At 56.9% G+C, this 18,399-nt stretch carries 19 protein-coding genes; 15 read left to right on the plus strand and 4 right to left on the minus strand.

The window, feature by feature from the left end:
- Window positions 1-110: 110 nt before the first annotated feature.
- The 4 genes from QMN23_RS07980 to QMN23_RS07995 form a co-directional block, all read right to left on the minus strand.
- Complete coding sequence (locus tag QMN23_RS07980) at window positions 111-422, minus strand: hypothetical protein (RefSeq protein ID WP_282003235.1); 312 nt, start codon at window positions 420-422, stop codon at window positions 111-113.
- Between the two features lie 252 nt (window positions 423-674).
- The gene (gene trfA / locus QMN23_RS07985) at window positions 675-1,514 is read right to left on the minus strand and encodes a plasmid replication initiator TrfA (RefSeq protein ID WP_282003236.1); all 840 of its coding nucleotides are present in this window, start codon (window positions 1,512-1,514) and stop codon (window positions 675-677) included.
- Between the two features lie 41 nt (window positions 1,515-1,555).
- On the minus strand, window positions 1,556-1,729 hold the full coding sequence (locus QMN23_RS07990) for a helix-turn-helix transcriptional regulator (RefSeq protein WP_108103968.1): 174 nt from the start codon (window positions 1,727-1,729) through the stop codon (window positions 1,556-1,558).
- A 97-nt stretch (window positions 1,730-1,826) separates the two neighbouring features.
- Complete coding sequence (locus tag QMN23_RS07995) at window positions 1,827-2,012, minus strand: hypothetical protein (RefSeq protein WP_282003238.1); 186 nt, start codon at window positions 2,010-2,012, stop codon at window positions 1,827-1,829.
- A gap of 190 nt (window positions 2,013-2,202) precedes the next feature.
- Here QMN23_RS07995 and QMN23_RS08000 point away from each other — a divergent pair, with 190 nt between their 5' ends.
- From QMN23_RS08000 to QMN23_RS08070, 15 genes are all read left to right on the plus strand, one after another.
- On the plus strand, window positions 2,203-2,802 hold the full coding sequence (locus QMN23_RS08000; RefSeq protein WP_282003240.1) for an OmpA family protein: 600 nt from the start codon (window positions 2,203-2,205) through the stop codon (window positions 2,800-2,802).
- Window positions 2,799-3,551 carry a DsbC family protein gene (locus QMN23_RS08005; RefSeq protein ID WP_282003242.1) on the plus strand — a complete coding sequence of 251 codons (753 nt, stop codon included), beginning with the start codon at window positions 2,799-2,801 and terminating at the stop codon, window positions 3,549-3,551. Before QMN23_RS08000 ends, QMN23_RS08005 begins: the two co-directional genes overlap by 4 nt.
- Window positions 3,552-3,606: 55 nt before the next feature.
- Window positions 3,607-3,906 carry a hypothetical protein gene (locus QMN23_RS08010; RefSeq protein ID WP_214184463.1) on the plus strand — a complete coding sequence of 100 codons (300 nt, stop codon included), beginning with the start codon at window positions 3,607-3,609 and terminating at the stop codon, window positions 3,904-3,906.
- Window positions 3,907-3,963: 57 nt separating this feature from the next.
- Window positions 3,964-4,230, plus strand: coding sequence for a type IV conjugative transfer system protein TraL (locus QMN23_RS08015; RefSeq protein WP_108103972.1), 267 nt, complete (start codon window positions 3,964-3,966; stop codon window positions 4,228-4,230).
- Between the two features lie 22 nt (window positions 4,231-4,252).
- A complete protein-coding gene (locus QMN23_RS08020; RefSeq protein ID WP_282003244.1) occupies window positions 4,253-4,831 on the plus strand; it encodes a type IV conjugative transfer system protein TraE in 579 nt (192 codons plus the stop codon).
- Between the two features lie 104 nt (window positions 4,832-4,935).
- The gene (locus QMN23_RS08025) at window positions 4,936-5,766 is read left to right on the plus strand and encodes a type-F conjugative transfer system secretin TraK (protein ID WP_432613101.1); all 831 of its coding nucleotides are present in this window, start codon (window positions 4,936-4,938) and stop codon (window positions 5,764-5,766) included.
- Between the two features lie 106 nt (window positions 5,767-5,872).
- Complete coding sequence (locus tag QMN23_RS08030; RefSeq protein WP_282003246.1) at window positions 5,873-7,027, plus strand: TraB/VirB10 family protein; 1,155 nt, start codon at window positions 5,873-5,875, stop codon at window positions 7,025-7,027.
- The gene (locus QMN23_RS08035; protein ID WP_282003248.1) at window positions 7,024-7,521 is read left to right on the plus strand and encodes a TraV family lipoprotein; all 498 of its coding nucleotides are present in this window, start codon (window positions 7,024-7,026) and stop codon (window positions 7,519-7,521) included. Before QMN23_RS08030 ends, QMN23_RS08035 begins: the two co-directional genes overlap by 4 nt.
- A gap of 4 nt (window positions 7,522-7,525) precedes the next feature.
- Window positions 7,526-9,973: a TraC family protein gene (locus QMN23_RS08040; protein ID WP_282003250.1), complete on the plus strand. Its 2,448-nt coding sequence runs from the start codon at window positions 7,526-7,528 to the stop codon at window positions 9,971-9,973.
- Entirely contained in the window at window positions 9,936-11,933 is a 1,998-nt protein-coding gene (locus QMN23_RS08045) for a hypothetical protein (RefSeq protein ID WP_282003838.1), read from the plus strand. The genes QMN23_RS08040 and QMN23_RS08045 overlap by 38 nt, the downstream gene beginning before the upstream one ends.
- A 6-nt stretch (window positions 11,934-11,939) precedes the next feature.
- Window positions 11,940-15,314 (plus strand): conjugal transfer protein TraN, encoded by a 3,375-nt coding sequence (traN, locus tag QMN23_RS08050; protein ID WP_282003252.1) that lies wholly within the window; start codon window positions 11,940-11,942, stop codon window positions 15,312-15,314.
- Window positions 15,311-15,955, plus strand: coding sequence for a hypothetical protein (locus QMN23_RS08055; RefSeq protein ID WP_282003253.1), 645 nt, complete (start codon window positions 15,311-15,313; stop codon window positions 15,953-15,955). Before traN ends, QMN23_RS08055 begins: the two co-directional genes overlap by 4 nt.
- Window positions 15,952-16,419, plus strand: a complete 468-nt coding sequence (locus QMN23_RS08060) for a hypothetical protein (RefSeq protein WP_282003255.1) — start codon at window positions 15,952-15,954, stop codon at window positions 16,417-16,419. The genes QMN23_RS08055 and QMN23_RS08060 overlap by 4 nt, the downstream gene beginning before the upstream one ends.
- Window positions 16,403-17,425 carry a TraU family protein gene (locus QMN23_RS08065; protein ID WP_282003258.1) on the plus strand — a complete coding sequence of 341 codons (1,023 nt, stop codon included), beginning with the start codon at window positions 16,403-16,405 and terminating at the stop codon, window positions 17,423-17,425. The genes QMN23_RS08060 and QMN23_RS08065 overlap by 17 nt, the downstream gene beginning before the upstream one ends.
- Window positions 17,401-18,387: a type-F conjugative transfer system pilin assembly protein TrbC gene (locus QMN23_RS08070; RefSeq protein WP_282003260.1), complete on the plus strand. Its 987-nt coding sequence runs from the start codon at window positions 17,401-17,403 to the stop codon at window positions 18,385-18,387. The genes QMN23_RS08065 and QMN23_RS08070 overlap by 25 nt, the downstream gene beginning before the upstream one ends.
- Window positions 18,388-18,399: the final 12 nt, after the last annotated feature.

An 18,399-nucleotide genomic window follows, 5' to 3' on the forward strand; every position in this document is an offset into this window, starting at 1 on the left:
AGATAAAAAAAAGCCGGCTTCGGGTAATCCCGATAACCGGCCTTGCTTTCGCCATCTTTCTTAGCTAGTTGCCGTGCCGCAGCATATTCAGTTGTAAACTTGCAGTTATGTTAGATACTGATCCCTAAATTAGCTGCGATACCAACCAGCTCTGAAACTGATGATGTCTTCCTGATATGATCTTCCACTTTGCGGCGTATCTTGCCAGTGTCCCAACCTGTCTGGATGTACTCACCAGCGACATAAACAGTTCCGTCTTCAGCGATACTGATGTGGTGATCTCTTATTGCCTGCTCAATGACTGAAAGGTCTGGCTTTCCCTTCTTCAATCGATAACCATTCCTGTCAGACACCAGCGCCATTCCCCTTTTTCGGAGGTTAAGAATTACAACCTCCATCAGCTTGTCATTCGGGCATTTCATCAATCTCTACCTCCAATCACTTGCCTTCACGCACGCGCGCGTTTTGGTTAAAAAAGGTTAGAAGAAGGTTAGCGGGGTGTTGATAACCTTCTAACCAATCGATTGATCATTGAAATCAGGACAGTGGCGGTCGGCCAAAAGTCATGGTTCGGGTCGGTCAATAGTCAATAGTCCGGTCGGCTAAAAGTCAGTACCGGTCGGCCATAGGTCAATAGTCAGTCGGTCAAAAGTCAATGTCCGGTCGGTCATAGGTCAATGTCTTCGAACAACCACAACAAGCTCATCCTTAAGCTCCCACGCTTCCAGAAAGCCTGATTTCTTGAGAAGTTCGAGAGCCCTTTTCAACTCAGCCTTGAAATGCTTTGCCTGCATGCCGGAGCCGCAGAGCTTCAGCAGAGTTTCGACCTTTACCGGGTATGGTTTCCGGTGGCTGGCCCAGTATCCGAACAGTTTTGAGGCAATTCCGTCGGGCAAGGAGCGCCTGGTATCCCACATCACCTTGGTGAGAAATTCCTCGTCGAACAGCAACTGCATCTCTTTGCCGACCCACACCTGCCATCGGGTAAGGTTCTCGTTTCGCTCGTTCCTGGACATGAACTTCTGGATGAGTGAAATGCTGACGAAGCTGTGCAGGCGTTTGGACTGAATGCGCAACGCTGTGGCCTGCATTCGACTCAGACAATTCCGAAGCCGCTCATAGCTCTGGCCCTTGATGGGCCATCCGAGTGCCTTGATGAACGAATAGGGGGTAAACTCAACGCATTCCCCCAGCGGGCTCTTCTTAATCAAGTGCATCAAGTGCATCCACACCAGCTCGTCATCCTGCCGAAGCTCTTCCCCTCGATAGATGACCTGACCATCGCCAATCACGGCAATCTCCACTTCCTTCATGAACATGCGTGGCAGGTTCCGGTTACGGCAGTTGAATAGCGCCGACCGCAAAATTTCGTTGGGTAACGCTCTGTAGCTCTCCGGCCAATCGGGAAGGTATTTGGGTCTGGCCGCGATGCTCGCCAGCAATTCATGGAATGAGTCAGGTGCTTGCGATTCCTTGGAGTCCGAAAACAGCATGGGTTGAAGATGATCATGCAACCGTGACCTCCCAAATCGGCGTTATTGAAATGATGCTTGTCTCAGGCACTTTTCCGCGCCTCGATCCACGATGCGACTTCCTCAGTTCTCCAGCGTTTGCATCCCATCAGGATGACCGGTTTGGGAAAGTCCTGGTATCTCAGCATCCTCCAGAGCGTTGCACGCGATACGTTCATGATTTCCATCAGGTCACGCTGCCTCAAAAGTGCTTCCATTGCTTTTCCTCCGTTCTTGGTGTTTCTCCCTGTCTCTAATATCTATAAGGGGGGCAGGTACAATTTGTGCTCTGACCCGATAAAGTCGTGTAACTGGCTAAAAGTTCGTATGAAAAAAAATTTTGTCATGGGAATGTCCGGTTTCTTTGAGGGTGCCCATGCCGGGAGGGACCGGCAGGCCGGTACTGGTTATTTCCGCCAGATTGGCTTCATTGCCGCCCAGCAGGTTTTTCATCTCCGCCTTCCCTTCGGCCTGACCATCACCGAAGATGTAAATATTCATTCCGCATCCTGAGGTTTCCAACTCACCCAGTAACCTAACCACTTCCCCCCACGATCTTTCCTGAACAGAATCGTATTTGAGCAGATGAGCCAGAGTTGGCGCGTTACCCAGATCAGTGACGGCGACCGCACCTGCCCCCCCTATAGATTATGTGTATGAAGCACACTCCTACTGGAGGCCTGTTCTCCTTATGAAATCGCTCAGCATCACCGCACTGGCGTTGATTCTTCCTCTGGCAGCCCATGCCGCAGAGATCCGCCAGCGGCCATTCAGTTATTCGCTCGATGCAAGTCCGGCTAAACAAGATGACCAGTTCGTTGTCTGTTCCGACTGCCCTGATCACCGGCTTTCACTCCTGCCAGTGAAACCCAAGCTTGCCGTGCGGCTTTCCGGCCCGGCAAAACCGGAGCCGCAAGTCTCCCTTGAGAAAAAGTCTGTTCAGTCATCCACCCACGGCGCCATTGAGACAGATATTAGGCTCACAACCGTGCAGTTCGATTTCGACAGTGAACGGCTGTCAGGTCATGAGCGTTTGAGATTCGATGGGCTGTTGGCTGGATTGTCGAAGCAGAGCACGTTCGGACTGAAGGGCTACACCTGCACGATTGGGACGGATGACTACAACGAGAGGTTGTCGATCAGGAGAGCGAATCACGTAGCAGGAATAATGAAATCTAATGGCTTTAATGTGGTGACTGTGGAGGGAAATGGCAAGTGCTGCCCTGTTTCGACCGACAAGCGCCTGAATAGGCGCGTGGAAATCGTGGAACATCGAAAGGAGGAGAAGTGAAGATCATTAACGGCAGGACCATGATGGTTGGCGGACTGATGCTGCTTCTTGTCGCGGTCGCAGGGTTCTCCATGGCGAACGACGACGTGAAGACGGAGAAAGAGAATTTGATGAAGAGTTTCCCGAACCTGAAAATCGACAGTTTCAGAGAATCACCGCTCAAAGGACTCTACGAGATCACCGCAGGCGAGCAGGTATTCTACTTCAGCCCTGAAGGATATCTTTTCTTCGGAGAGATCTGGTCCAAGGACGGCAAGAATCTGACCGCTGAAATACGCGAAAAGGTTGTCGCAGAACGAATCAATGGTCTCCCCCTCGATAAAGCTCTTAGAATCGGCAGCGGACCCAAAAAGGTTATTGAATTCACCGATCCAGACTGCCCTTACTGTCGCAAGGTCGACGACTTCCTTGCAAAGCGCACCGATGTGACGCGCTACGTCTATTTCGTCCCACTCCGCAGAATCCATCCCGACGCCGAAAAAAAGGCCCGTTACATACTGTCCCAGCCTGACAGGGACAAGGCGTTTCACGATGTCTTTACCGGTCAACTGGACGGCAAACCGATTGCCATCGCCGACAACGTTCAGCAACAGCAGCTGGAGGAGATGGAGAAGATCGCTGCCGGGATCGGGATACGGGGAACACCGGCACTCTGGATCGAAGGTGCTCACGTGAATGGTGCGGACATCCAACGGATATCCGGGCTGCTGGACAAGGGAAAGGAGGTGAGCAAGCCGCAATCGCACTGACTCTGTACCACTGTCACCGCAGCACCATCAAGAAATCAGCACAAAGGAGAAATGAATGCACAAACGGAAATTACTTCTGATGACCGCCGTGGCCATGATCGTGACCCTGGTGGCATCGCAGGCCATGGCTCTCGTTGCCCCGGTAGCCGGTTCCTTCGGTTTCGAGGCCTACGACTTCTTCATCAACAACATCCTCAAGGGGCCCTTCGGTGCCATTGCCGGTGTCCTGTCGATCATTGCCGGCGTCGTCGTCATGATCCAGCAGAAGATGGTCCCTGCCGTCCTCTGCATCCTTGGAGGGGTCCTTGTCATCAACTCGGACAAGATCGTCACCTCCCTCGGGATGATCATCTGACACAGCAGGGGGGCGAAAGCCCCCCTCACCACCTTGTATCCATGAACGGAGCCGGATGTGACCCGCAAGTTTCCGCAATACCTGACCCAGCCGTTCCAGGTTCTTTGGTTCGAGCCCGACGACCTGGCAATCATGACAGCCAGCTTCATTCTGGCCCAGCAATTCGGCGGGTGGCTCTGGCTGACAATGATCATTGTTCCGTGGGCATACAGCCGCTTCAAACGGCAGTATCCGCGAGGTTTCCTGCGGCATGCGCTCTATTTTCTCGGCCTGGCGCCAATGAAGGGGTACCCGCAGTTTTTCGATAAGGATTTCCTGGAATGACCACCACAGAGGGAGCAACGAAGTGAACCTCGATATTTTTCTGCAGAAAAGTTCCAACATCTTCGCCGAGAACCGGCTGCTCAAGTTCGTGGTTGTGGCGCTCGGCATCGCCGTCGTTATCAATACTGCCGGTCTCTTCATGGCATTGAACAGTCAGCGGGTCATCCTCGTGCCCCCGGTCGTCAACTCCAAGATCTCGGTTTCCGGGGACAAGGCTTCAGATGAATACCTCAAGGAGTTTGCCCGCTACATCCTGAATCTGGCCCTGACCTACAACCCGGTCAATGCCCGGTCCCAGTTCAGCGAACTGCTGGCCGTCTATGACCCGGCCGAGTTCCAGACATCACGGAAAGAGCTGTACGAGCTGGCCGACAAAATCGAAAACACCAAGGCCTCCAGCGCCTTTTACATCCAGTCGATCATCAACGACACCGAAAAGCGCCGGCTCGAAGTCACCGGCACCAAGAAGACCTACATGGTTGACCAGAAGGCGGAGGATACCCTGAAGGTCTATCTCATCGAGTACCGCATTGAGAACGGAAAATTCATCCTGGTCCGCCTCTACGAGAAGCCGGTCCAAGGTGAAAGCAAGGGGGCATGATGCGCAGCACGGTTGTGATACTGGCAGCATTGCTGGTTCCGGCACTACTCCACGCGGCTGATCAATCCGCAATCCAGAAAAAAAGAGTCACTGATGACCAGTCTATGGAGAAACCGGTCGAAAGTGAATTCCCAACAGTGGTACTGCCCGAGGCAACGACCACCATTCGCCTGTCCAGCTCGGACCTGAACCGGATCTCCTGCCCGGCCGAGATCCGCGAGGCACTCACCTCCACGGAAAAAGGGGTAACCATCAAGATCACCGGCAAGGATGCCTTCGTGAAGTTCAAGGTCACGAAGAAAGGGGACAAGCTCTCCTACGCCTCCACGCCAACCGAGCTGTACGTTGTCTGCGGCGATGAAACCTTCAGCATGATCGCCTTCCCCCAGAGAATTCCCTCCCAGACTATCCGTCTGACGTCAGGCAGGGAACGTAAGATCAAGGAAAACCTCTCACTCTATGCCGGGCTCCCCTTCGAGAAAAAGCTGCTTCGCGCCATTCGGGATATCTACACCGAGAACATTCCCGATTCATACAGCGTGGTTCGCAAGGACAAGCGGTATCTCATGTTCAGGGAAATTGCCCTGACGCTGAAGCGTACCGTGGATATCGAGGGGGAAGGACTCCGGATCAAGGAGTACGAGGCGACTTTGAGGGGGGAGCCGTCTGAATTCAGGCTGAACGAGAAGATGTTCCTGAGAACGGAACTGGCGGAAAACCCGGTGGCGGTTGCACTCGAACGGCACATTCTGCGCCAGGGGGACACCTCACGGATATTCGTAGTGGAGCAGCGGGCGGAAAAGCAGGAAGGGCGGAAGCTGGCTGGCGATCTGCCGGTCATGGATAGTTCCGGTGCAAGCCAGAAGATCAAGCAGGAAACCGCCCAGAAACAGCAACCGGCACCGGCTGACCAGGAGGCGGAAGATGAGAAATAAGCTTCTTTCCTACTGGAACGGTCTGACCGGCAACCAGAGACGAATGATGGTCTGGGGGGGCGGCCTAGCCATTTTCGCCCTCACATTCATGCTCGGGAGCATGGCCATGAACCGCGGCAAGTCGACTCTGCCGGTAAGAAGCGCAAAGCAGGCACCGCTGAGCATCGAACCAAAGCTGCTGGAAAAGTCGCAGTACCTTGAAAGCCAGAAGGAAATCGCCAAGCGGGACGACAAGGTTGCCGAACTCCAGCAGAAGCTCGATGAAATCACCCGTGAAAAAAAAGGAGAGACGCCGGCAGCTCTCGTGATACAGCCCGGCACGTCAACTCCCGCAGCGGGTGATGCCCGCATTGCCGCATCAGCCCAGGGCCAGGCGCAAAAGGCCGGTTCAGGAAGGTCCGTGCTGGCAAAGCAGCCGCTGCCGCCACCGCCAATCCCACAAACCAGTTCCATTCCGTTGCCGCCGCCTCCCACGTCCTCGCAGCCGATGGCGGCTGGTCAGCTCCCATCACCACCGGAAACCGAGATCGGTGACATCGCCGTTGTGTCATCAACCGGGACAGGAAAACAGGCCAAGGTCGAACCGGAGGATAAAAAAAAAGACGCAACAGCAGGTTCAGTCTATCTGCCTCCTTCCTTTATGGAGGCGACCCTGCTGAGTGGCCTGGACGCACCAACCACTTCGGAAGCAAAAGGTAACCCGGTGCCGGTGCTGCTCAGGGTCAAGACTCCAGCGGTCCTGCCCAACAGCGTGAAGGCCAATCTCAAAGGGTGCTTTGTCATTGCCGACGGCAAGGGGAACCTTGCCACCGAGCGGGCCGAACTGCTGCTGGTCTCACTGTCATGCCTCGACCGCAAGGGACAGGCAGTGGTTGACCAGAAGGTCAAAGGATTCGTCGTGGATGCAGACGGCAAGATCGGGCTGCGGGGGCGAGTCGTGGCCAAGATGGGCTCCATGATCGCGAGGAGCATGCTGGCCGGATTCTTTGGCGGTGCCGGTGACGCCATCAAGGCATCGGCGACAACTCTGGCTGTCAGCCCTCTCGGCACTACCCAGACTGTTGATCCGAAGGACATCGCCATGTCTGGAGCCGGCTCGGGGCTGTCGAGCGGCTTCAAGGAGATCCAGAAGTTCTACATGGAGCTCGCAAAACAGACCATGCCGGTCATTGAGGTCGGCGCCACGAAGCCGGTGACGCTGGTCATCAGCGAGGGAATCAATCTGGAAATTAAAAGGATCGCCAAGGGAGGCGGAAAGTGAAGAAAACACTGATTCTGGCGGGAATGCTGCTCATGAGCGGATGTGCCCTGCTCAACCCCTATGAAAGCAGTTTCAGTTGCCCGGAGAGTTACAACGGGAAATGCGTCTCCGTTCAGACGGCCTATAGCGAGTCGTCCGGTCTGTCTGTCAAAGCAAAGGACGTGGTTGCCGATCAGCCCCATGAGAACTGCGGGCCAGATACCGAGAATCCCGGTGCCTGTGCCGAAAGCGGGAAAGAGTCTGCAGGCGCCAATTCATCGTCAAAAGAGAACGGCGCCTTGACGAAGTACCGCGCCGCTCTCTTTGACAAATTCACCGGCCTTCTCAAGGAGCCGGTTACCCCGGTCGTTGCTCCTCCCAAGACCATGCGGGTCCTGCTCTTGCCCTACACCGGCCAGGATAAGGAATTCTACATGCTGCGCTACGTCTACTTCTTTGTCGATGAGCCGCGCTGGCTCTTGGGTGACAGCGTGTCGTCCGGTGAGGAGGAGTAGCGCGATGGGGATCATGTCCGCTCTATTCGGCAAGGACGGCGGGATTACCAAGGGAGAGCTGGACCAGATGTCCCGTCGGGAGAAGTTCTCCGATTACCTCCCCTGGATCGCCTACGACGACAGGGAAAATATCTATCTCAACACCGACAACACATTCGGAATGATGTGGGAGTGTGCTCCTCTGGCGTTCGCCTCCGAAACGAGCATCAGGACCCTGGAAGGGATTTTCCGTGTCAACCTGCCGGAAGGATCGGTCATGCAGTTCATCCTTTTTGCCGACCCGGATGTAGAACCGATTGTCAAAGCCTACGGGGCTCAGAAGACGCGTAACAGCAAGCTGGTTCACGACGTTTCCGACAATGTCACGCGGTTTTTCCAGGAAGGTGTGGAAGGTCTCGGTTGCTTGAGCGGCATCCCGGTGCGTACCTTCAGAATGTTCTTCACCGTAAAGTTTCCGGTCAAGGAGATCGGCCATGTGAACCTGGAAGAGGTCTTCGGCACCATTCAGGAAGTTCTGCGCGGAGCCGGACTTGCCCCGGTTGTGGTCGGACCGGGCCGTCTGCTGGACTGGCTGCGGCGCATGCTGAACGAAGATCCTTCCACCAATTCGACCCACTATGATGACCGGAACGTCATTCGCAAACAGGTATTGCTCGGCACGAAGATCGAAAAGCGCTTCACCTCCCTCAAATTCGATAATCGGCACTTTCGCTGTGTCACCCCCAAATCGTTCCCCCTGAATGGTGATCCGATCCAGACCAACCAGCTCTTCGGCGGGATCATGGGGATGGCGACCGATTCCGACCAGATCCGTACTCCGTTCTTTTTCACTCTGAATATCCTGCTCCGCAACCAGAAGAACAAGCTCCACACCAAGTGCAACCTTGTCCTGCAGCAGCAGGGGGTCGGCAGCTTCGCCCCGTCGCTGGCTCGCAAGAAAGATGAATACCTCTGGGCCGTGGATGAACTGGAACGGGGTACCAAGTTCTACCGGATCATCCCGATCATGTGGGTCTACGGCAGTGACGAGTGGCTGGTGAACGAGTCCGTCACCCGGGCCAAGCGGGTCTGGGAGGGGCAAGGGTATGTCATGCAGGAAGACAAGGGGATTCTCCCGATCCTGTTCATCTCGTCGCTGCCATTCGGCCTCTACGACAATGGCAGCAACATCGACACCCTTGACCGTGATCACATCATGCCGGTGGACAGCATCGCCGTGACTCTGCCGATCCAGGGGGACTTCTCTGGCCTCGGCAAGCCGGTCATGCTCTTTGCCGGGCGAAAAGGAAACCTGTTCGGCCTCGACATCTTCAACAAGGGGGTCAACAACCACAACGCCATGGTTTGCGCCTCCAGCGGCGCCGGCAAAAGCTTCTTCATCAACTACCTGGTCTACAACTACTTCGCCATGAACTCCAAGATCAGGATCATCGACATCGGCGGTTCCTACAAGAAGATGACCAAGCTGTTCGGTGCCCGCTACCTGGACTTCAGCGAGGATTCCCAGGTCTGCCTGAACCCTTTCACCAACATCATCGACCCCGAATACGACATTCCGGTCATCGCCCCCATCGTTGCCCAGATGGTCTTCTCCACCGGGAAGACCATCCCCAGTGAAACCGAGATGACCCTCATCAAGGGGGCCGTGCGCTGGTCCTGGCAGCAGGAGGGGAATGACGCCGGCATCGACACGATCTACGAGTACCTGGCCAACTTCGAGCGCTATTCCTCCGAAGGGGGCGAGATCAAGGAGGCAGCTTCACGATTAGCCTTCAACCTGGCCGATTTCCGGAGCGACGGGGCCTTTGGCCGCTTCTTCAACGGCAAGAGCAGCCTCGACATCTCCAACGACGAGTTCGTAGTGCTCGAACTGGAGCATCTCAAGTCCCGCAAGGAGCTGTTCCGGGTCGTCACCCTCCAGGTAATCAACGCCGTCACCCAGGATCTCTACCTCTCCGACAAGTCGGACCAGCGGCTGATTGTCTTCGACGAGGCCTGGCAGTTTCTCGGGGAGAGCTCGACCCTGAAGGAGGTCATCGAGGAGGGGTATCGCCGGGCCCGGAAATACGGAGGGAGCTTCACCATAATCACGCAGTCGGTGCTCGACATGAAGCTGTTCGGGGGCGTTGGCGACGTGATCAGGAACAACTCCGCCTTCAAATTCTTCCTGGAGTCGTCGGATTTCGAGAAGGCGCTGGATGAGAAGCTTCTGGACTATGACGACTTCACCATGCGGATTCTGAAGTCAACCAAGAGCAACAAACCCAAGTATTCGGAGATCTTCATGGATACGCCTTTCGGGGCCGGCATCGGCAGGTTGGCCGTCGATCCGTTCTCATATTACGTGTTCACGTCGGATGCGAGCGAGATTGCCGAAATAGAGGCAATGGTGGATGGCGGAGTGAGTTATGAGGATGCGATCCGTGAGATGGTCAAGAAATACCGCAGCTAGCCTGACCGTGGCTCTGGCACTTGCGAGTTCCCACGCACTGGCTGTGGACGGGAAGACCGCAGGCCAGAGCACTGGTCAGACGGCTCTTTCCCGGTTCGGCACCAAGAGCGGTATTAACAGCAACATCTCGTTGCCGATGACCAACTCCGCGAACCTCATGCAGACGGTGAACGGCGCCACCAGCTTCCCGGCGACCCTGAACGCACCCTCATCGGCAAAGTTCTTGGAGGTAATGATCCAACCGTCGGGCACCGGCGACCTGCAGCAGGTCATCGTCAGCCAGGATCTCAATACCGATGGCGCCATCGACAATGTCCACACCGTTCCGGCGCTCGTTTCAGGAGTCTGCGCCAATGGCTTCATCTCCTGCACCGCCGGCAGCTGGTCGAACTGCAAATACTTCACCTGGGCAGCTGACGCCGATGGGCGGGTCACCGAAGCGCCGGCCTCCATTACCGACCTGGGAGGCTGCTACTGCATAAACAGCAGTTGCGGCAGCAACCTGGTCTGGGTGAACAGCGCCATCGTGCTCAAGGATATCGGCGGCGGGATCGTCAACGCCGTCCATACCAGCAACACCCAGTTCACCATCACCAACGTCGCCACCGACATCACCACCATCACCTATTACGGGCAGGTGACTACCCAGACGAACAACGCCGCGTCAAGCGTCTCAGCCTTCGCTTCATCGCCGACCGTCTCCACACTGTCGGGGTACTACAACAACTGGCCGCAACTGACGGCCGCCAGGGATTCAGCCGCTATCTCCCAGTCCTCCGATCCCAGCAGCCTCTATTACTTGATCTCCAATTCGGGAGCTGCCCGCAATGCCCAGGGAAAAGCAAGCAACTGCACCATCGACCGGGTCGGTCGGGTCGACACCACCATCAAATCCTTCAACGACTCGGGGAACAGTGCCCTTTGCACCGATCACCTCGTCTACATGCGGGTCCACAAGGTCGATGACCTGACCTACCAGCTGGAATACCTGGACACCGGCCCGGGAGGACCGGGAGCGGCGCACAACAACTGCGGCGGCAGTCCTGGCGGCGATGGCTGGCATACCGTCAAAACTGTGATCGTGTCTACTCCTGATCCGGCCAAACTCGGCCAGCTCATGTCAGCCACCTTCAACATGAACAACCTGAGCGGCGGCGGGTGTAACACCGCTTCAGCCTCGGTCGACGGAGTAATCAACGGATTTGACACATCCGTACAGACCGGCATCGTCTGCCCGGCAAAAGGTGCCCAGGGTGTTTCCTTCAACTGGAGCTATTTTTTCGACTTCAAGGAGGACGCCTATACGGAAGGCGTGGAGGACAAGTGCGCCACCCTGGCCAACGATCCGGACTGCCGTCTGAAGGAGGAGGATATCGACGGGGTTGTGACGTATCAGAACTTCAACCCAACCGGATTCAAACCACTCCCTTCCTGTAAGAACTTCACCGGACAGGTGGGCACCAACAACATCTGCCGGGACTGGTGGCACAAGAAGCGGACCTATGTCTGCGGTTCACAACAGTATGACTTCTCCGATGTGGCGACCCGCTTTGGGCAGGTGGTCACTTCTGCCAGTGACAATACTTCCAACCTGACGTTCCAGGACCCGCGTCTCGGTCCGACCGGGTGGAGCATTGCCAACGGCAGCATCAACCTGCCGCAGCGCGACCCGGCCTCCGAATGCGAAGTGGCCTGCAAGACTCGCATCGCCAAGACCGATACCCAGGTGACCACGACCGGGACGGTCAACGACATGCGCGTGCCCGCCCAGTCCTACGACATCTTCTACAAGACCTGCATCAACAACAGCTGTCCAGCCGACCCTGGCGAGGAAATCGTCATCGATTGCCAGTGCATCAACGAGTTCGCCGAGGCTGCCACCGTCATCCAGACGCTCAGGCTGGCCGGCAAGGACAATATCTGTTCCAGCGGCCAGAAACAGCCGATGCAGTCGAGGTAAGACCTGATGCTATTCCGAATTGTCTTCTCAGCAATCTACGCCGTTCTGCTCCTTTCGCTATCGGGAGTTGCGTCTACCGCGCAGGCTGTTGTCAGTTGCCAGGACACGATCACGACTGGCACCACCTATCGCTACGTCGATGCGCTGGCGTTCTTCACCGAATTCAACGGCAAGACTTACGCTATCGCCAAATCAGCGGCCAGCGGCAGCCAGTCGCTTCCCGACATCTATTTCGATTTCTCGGCAAACATCAGCCGGGAGTACCTGATGACCGGCACTGATACGGCTTCGCTCAAGCGGATGCTTTCACTCGGTCAGTTCGGGGCGGCAAAACCGGTGCGTGTGGACAGCCAGCAGACATTGGATTTCCTGATCAAGCGGTATGGTGCCTATTTGGGGGCCTCATCATCGGACAAGAGCACCTATATCGATGCCTGGAAGGAGTTCGGTCCAGGTGGTTTCACTGCCATTGATGGTTCCGGGCTCTCATTCAGCAAATGGCCGGCAAGCGGACCCTATATCGGCCAGGACCCGCAGGCAGTCGTAATGGGGAGTGACGGGGTCTGGACAAGCGGCATCGATGGGACGAGAAGCTCTCAGATCGTGGAATTTTCAGGGAAGCTCGACTGCGCTCTGTCGTACATCGATCCCGGCACTATTACCCCGCCTCCGCCACCACCGCCACCGCCGCCTCCTGATCCAAATGCCATCAATAACATCATGTGCGGTCAGGATCTGAACAACAACGGCTATGCCGGTGACCCGGGAGAAACAGCCAACTGCATTCAGACAGCTCAAGGACAATTCTGCCCGGTCGGTTCCACGGAATGCGTTGAAACCTATACCGCACCGGTCTGTCCGAATGGCTCGACCCTGGAAACGAACCGCGACATGTGCCAGGCAACGGCCCAGAATATCTGTGGCAGCGGCTACACCTGGGATTCCAGCATCGATAAGTGTGTGAAGGATATAGTCTGCCCGGAAAACGGTACTTTCAACACGGTTGCCGACCGGTGCGAGAAACTGGTCCAGAATATCTGTCCTGCCGGCTATGCCTATGACGCCAACCCGGCCAGCCCGACCTATGACCGCTGCGTGAAGTCGGCCAGCTGCAGCAGCGGTGGGTCGTTCATTGCCGCCCGTGACCGCTGCGAGAAGGCCTGGATGCCGGTCTGTGACAGCGCCAACGGCTATTATTACAATGCCCAGACCGGTATTTGCCAGCGGGCGCCGATCTGCACCTATGGCAGTTACAACACCACTTACAATCTGTGCGTCCAGCCTTTTGTCCCTTCGTGCCCTAATGGGTACACCTACAATGCCGGCCGGGCCCGGTGCGAAAAAACCCCGGAATGCCCGCCCGGTACCACCTACAACGGAGTGACCAACAAGTGCGACGCCATCACCGCTGCCAGTTCCCAACAGGTGCTCGCCTGCAGTCCGAAGTCATTCCTCTGCGCCTCTTACGCCGACTCCTGCTGCAACGTCAACATTTCCTGCCCCAGCGGCCCGCAAGGACAGGTGAGTGTTGTCGCCAACTACTGCTGCCTCGGCTCCGATTCAATCACCATCCAGTCGCCGCTCAATCTGTTGAGCAGGACCGAACTGACCAGCACCGGGTATGCGCTTTCGGCGTTGCAGTGCGACAGTGTCGGCAACTGCAGTTACTACTTCATGGACCGCTACTGTTCTGACGGTTCACCGGCCAGCGACTGGATGCTTTCCGGTTCGTTCACCATGTCATCGACCCAGATGGTCTGTCCCCCCGGGCAGGCGCTGATCAATGGTAACCAGTGCCTTTCAGCTACCAATCCGACCTGTTCCGGCGGCAACTTCGATCCGAATCTTGATGTCTGCTGGGCCGCCTATACACCGACCTGTACCCAGGGGACCTATGACAGCGCCAGTGGTCTCTGTGTTCTGGTACCTTCTTGTCCGAACGGCACACTGAATACGGCAACCGATCAGTGCGAGGCGGTCATCACCAAGGATTGCGGCACTTATGCGCTCGATGCCGGCGCCAACCTCTGCTACTCCGCACCGGTCTGCGCCAATGGCGCCTATGACGCGAGCTTCAATGTATGTCAGGCCACTCTGACCAGGGATTGCGGCAGCTATTCGTGGAGCCAGGCCGATTTCAAATGCCTGCAGCCGGTTTCCTGCCCGCAGGACTCAACCTTTTCCCAAGCTGCCACCATCAAGTTTACTGCCACGCTCGACAAATGCGTTTCCGACGTCCAGCACGACTGTCCGGCTGGAACCACCTACACGCCGCTTCCTATCGGCAAGTGCGAGGCCGTGCCGATCTGCAGTGGCGCCGGCATCTACAACCCCCAGAAGGACAGCTGTTTCGAGGGGTTCAATACCTGTCCGCTCGGGACTCAGTACGCGTGCATGGAATATCAAGGGAAAATGCAGTGTTCCCCGAATCCCTGCTTCAACCCGGGTGCGCCCGGATCAGAAGTGACCACTACTCTCGACGAGTCGATGCTGCAGGACGATGGACCGAAAGATGCGAACGGTAACTGCCTTGGCCAGATCTACATTTTCAACGGCAAGGCGTCCCGCTGCCGTCCCCCGGGGATGACGGTCGGGTACCTCAACAACTGCTGTGAAAGCGACAAGGTCGCCTCGGAGGATACCGGCAACAACATACAGTATGCTGCTCAGGGCATTCAGATGGCCTATGAAATCGGCCAGGTCGCCTATTACGGCAATGCGTTGGTCACTGGAGCGGCCCAGATTTCGGCTATCTCGACCACGGCAACCGGAGCTGTCACCTCCATGACCGTGGTCACGGCTACCGGCACCACAACCACGCTTTCAGGAGCGGCAGCTACCGGTGCATACGCTACCATGGCCAGTGGGGCGACAGGAGCATCGGCCCTTGGCGCTGGTCTTCAGGCCTACGCTGCTGCGCTGTTCAATCCGGCCACCATTGCCATTGCCATCGTCGTGATGGTGGTGATGAAGGTGCTAATGGGGAGCGGCTGTGACCAGGGTGATATCCAGACCGGGATGCAGAATGCCGCCAAGGACTGTCACTACGTGGGGGATTACTGCCAGAAGAAATGGCCGCTGGTGGGATGTGTGCAGAAGGCCAAGAGCTTCTGTTGCTTCAACTCGAAAATGGCGAGGATCATCCATGAACAAGGGAGACCGCAACTGCAATCGTTTCAGCCGAACGGCGCCTGGGGGGTACCGGAAGCTCCCAACTGCCGTGGCTTCACCCCCGATGAATTCCAGTCCCTGGATTTCTCGCGGATCGATCTGTCGGAATACTTCGAAGACGTACAGAAGGATCTTGCTACCAAGATCGATGGTTCACAACAGACCATCATGCAGAACATCCAGAACAAGTATCAGGCGACCACGAAATGACCATACGCAACGGACTGGCAGCGATTGGGTTGATGGTGTGCGTTTCATCGGCACAGGCCAAAGAACTCGGCACCTTCGGCATGACGTACAGGATTGCGGAGCGGGATGCCCTGGCCGAGATCGAGGAACGGGCCCGGCAGGTGGACTGGCACAAGGTGCTGGACAAACAGAAGGTCGAGAACTTCCAGGGGCCACCGGACCGGGTGCGCCTGCCGCGTGCGAAGCGGAACCGGAGCTTCCCGGTTGATATGACCTATACCACAGAAATCGATGTTCCCGACGGCAAGGGGGGCATCCTCTATCCGAAGGGATATACCTTCAATCCGCTCGACTACGTGACCTACCCGAAAACGCTGGTGGTCATCGACGGCACCGACGCGGACCAGGTGAAATGGTTTGCAGCTTCCGAGTATGACAAGCGGCTCGATGTGACACTCCTTCTCACCGGGGGGAGCTTCGGGGCCGTGTCGAAGAAGATCAGCCGCCCGTTGTTCTATGCCGACCGCAAGATCGTTGAACGGCTCAAGCTGCAGGCGGTGCCGTCAGTTGTCAGGCAGAAGGGACGGATCATGGAGGTAACGGAGGTCAAGCTGACAAAGATTATCGGTACACCAGCACATGGCAGGAAGGGGGCACCATGAAGTCGCAGCTATTACGTCGCCTGGCAACAGCCTGCATCATTGCGCTGTGTTCCGGGTGTTCCCATGAATCTTGGACAACGGTGGAGGAGACATCCCGCCTGCCATCCGTGGCCGCACCGATCCTGGCGCCGGTCAGCTGGGTTGCGATGGCCGGCAGGGCTGCCACCAGACCTGCATCCATGGGGACAGATTCCGAGCGGGGGAAGCAGTTCGTGCTGACCCGCAGGGTGCTGGATGACTTTAGCAGTGACGGGAAGTTCATGGAAGAGGTGCTGGCAAGGCAGAACCGGTTCCGTGCCCGTGATTGGGGTGAGATATCCCCTGAGCAACTTCATATCAACAGCAGTTCCACCAATGGCAAAGGAACTGTCGGTCGCTATCCAACCGGGAATAAGCGGTCAATCATCATCACGGACGAAGGGTCCGAATTCAAGGTGCGATATGAGGATGAACCTGAACCATAACATCCCGATCTTCACGCTGATCGTGCTCTTCATGACAGTACCACTCGCCTGGGGTGCCGGCGTTAGTTGCAAGGGGAAGGTGCTCAACCCGGTGACCGACATCTGCTGGCAGTGCATGTTCCCGGTAAAGATGGGGAGCGTCTCTTATGGCAATGGCGCCGAGCCGGCACCAGGTAATATCACCTCGCCGGTCTGTGCCTGTCCCGACAGCAAGGGGGTCTTGATCATCGGCGTGTCCACCGCATTCTGGGAGCATGCCCGTCTGATCGAGACCGTGAAGGACCCGTTCTGCTTCCCGGTCATGGGCACCGGCATGACCAACCCGAAGCCGGGCTTCTCGTCCGGGGAGAACCGGAGCAAGGAGTACGGCGACTCCGACTACGCCTTTCAGCAGGCCCATTACTTCTATTTCCCGGCCTGGTCGATCCTGAAGCTGTTCATGGATTTCCCCTGCGCCGAGAACAAAGCTTTCGACCTGGCCTACATGACGGAAGTGGACCCCATGTGGAACGACGACAGCCTGTCGTTCATCATCAACCCGGAGGCGCTCCTGTTCGGCAACCCGGTGTCGCAGCTGGCGTGCGTTGCCGATAGCGTGGGAGCGACCATGTCGTATCCCATCGATCCCCTGTTCTGGTGCATGGGGAGCTGGGGCTCCTTCTACCCCCTGTCGGGGAGCATGATCGAGAACAACCCGTTCAACGTCAACGCCGGCCTGGCGGCCCGGATGCTGTTCAAACTCGGCAGAGAAACGCTCCTTTACGATACCGGCATCAACCAGTGCGCCAGCGCCGGGGTCGTGACGCCGATCCTGGTCAAGAGCAATTACCGGCTCCAGATCGCCCGACCGGTACGCGGCAACGACTGCATCCCCATTGGCCGGCCGTCACTGATCTGGGGGACGGCGAAGAATCCCCCCTTCGGGACAACCAATACGTCACCGGACAATTTTCTCTGGTCACTGACACGAAGGAGGGTCTGTTGCGTCGGCTATGCGCTCAATTGATCTGCTGCCTTGCGGTTGCTTCGTCTTGTACGGTCGCAGCTGCCGGCACTCCAGGGTACATCGCCACTCCCGACACCTGCTGTGTGGTGGACAGGGTGGTTGAGGATACGGTCCATCTTAGGAAGGTCGGTGTCTGCACCGGCAAGTCGGGTCGGGCATACATCGAAACGAAGTTGAAGAAAGTGAAGGTAGTCGTTGAGGGAACCTTGTGGAAGGAGACTGAGGTGGAGGGGCTGACCGTGCCGGACCTGGCCAATACCCTGTCCAATGCCGACCGGCTTGCGAAAGAGATGACCGTTCCCGGGAACCGGCACGAGAAAGAGATGGCAGATCTGGCCGGAACGCTCGATTCCTACTACCACTCGGATGAATTCCAGTTGCGGGTGAAGAGCGAGACGGAGCGGATCAAATCGGAAGTGTTCGGGGACAAGATCTCCGGTTATTACACTGACAAGGGTAAGGAAGCACCGAAGGGCAAGTTGGCCGCGTCCGAGCGGGTCTACGTCTTCATCTCGTCGGCGATGCCCCTTGCGACCATCAGGAACTATGCAGCCTCCGTGGCCCGGTTGGGTGACCCGAATGTTTCCCTGGTCATGCGTGGATTCGTGGACGGGATGACCAAGATCCAGCCGACTATCGGTTTCATTGCTTCGGTGTTGCAGCGCGACCAGGCATGCCGCCCCCAGGACGGTGACTGCGAGATGCTGCCGGCAGGGCTGGTCGTTGATCCCCTGCTATTCCGCCGGTACCGGATCGACCAGGTTCCTGCCGTGGTCTATACCCGCGGGCTCAAGACCGAGGATGCCGGTTTGAGCGAGGGAGATCCCAAGAATACCACCATCTCGGATCACTATGCGGCATACGGAGACGCCAGGCTGGAATATCTGCTCGACCAGATCCGGAGGGAGAGCGGGTCGGATTCACTGGCCGCACTACTGACCGTCTCGGGTGACCGGAAATGAACGAGGAAAGAG

It is taken from the genome of Geotalea uraniireducens (assembly GCF_027943965.1).
Taxonomy (GTDB): Bacteria; Desulfobacterota; Desulfuromonadia; order Geobacterales; family Geobacteraceae; genus Geobacter; species Geobacter uraniireducens.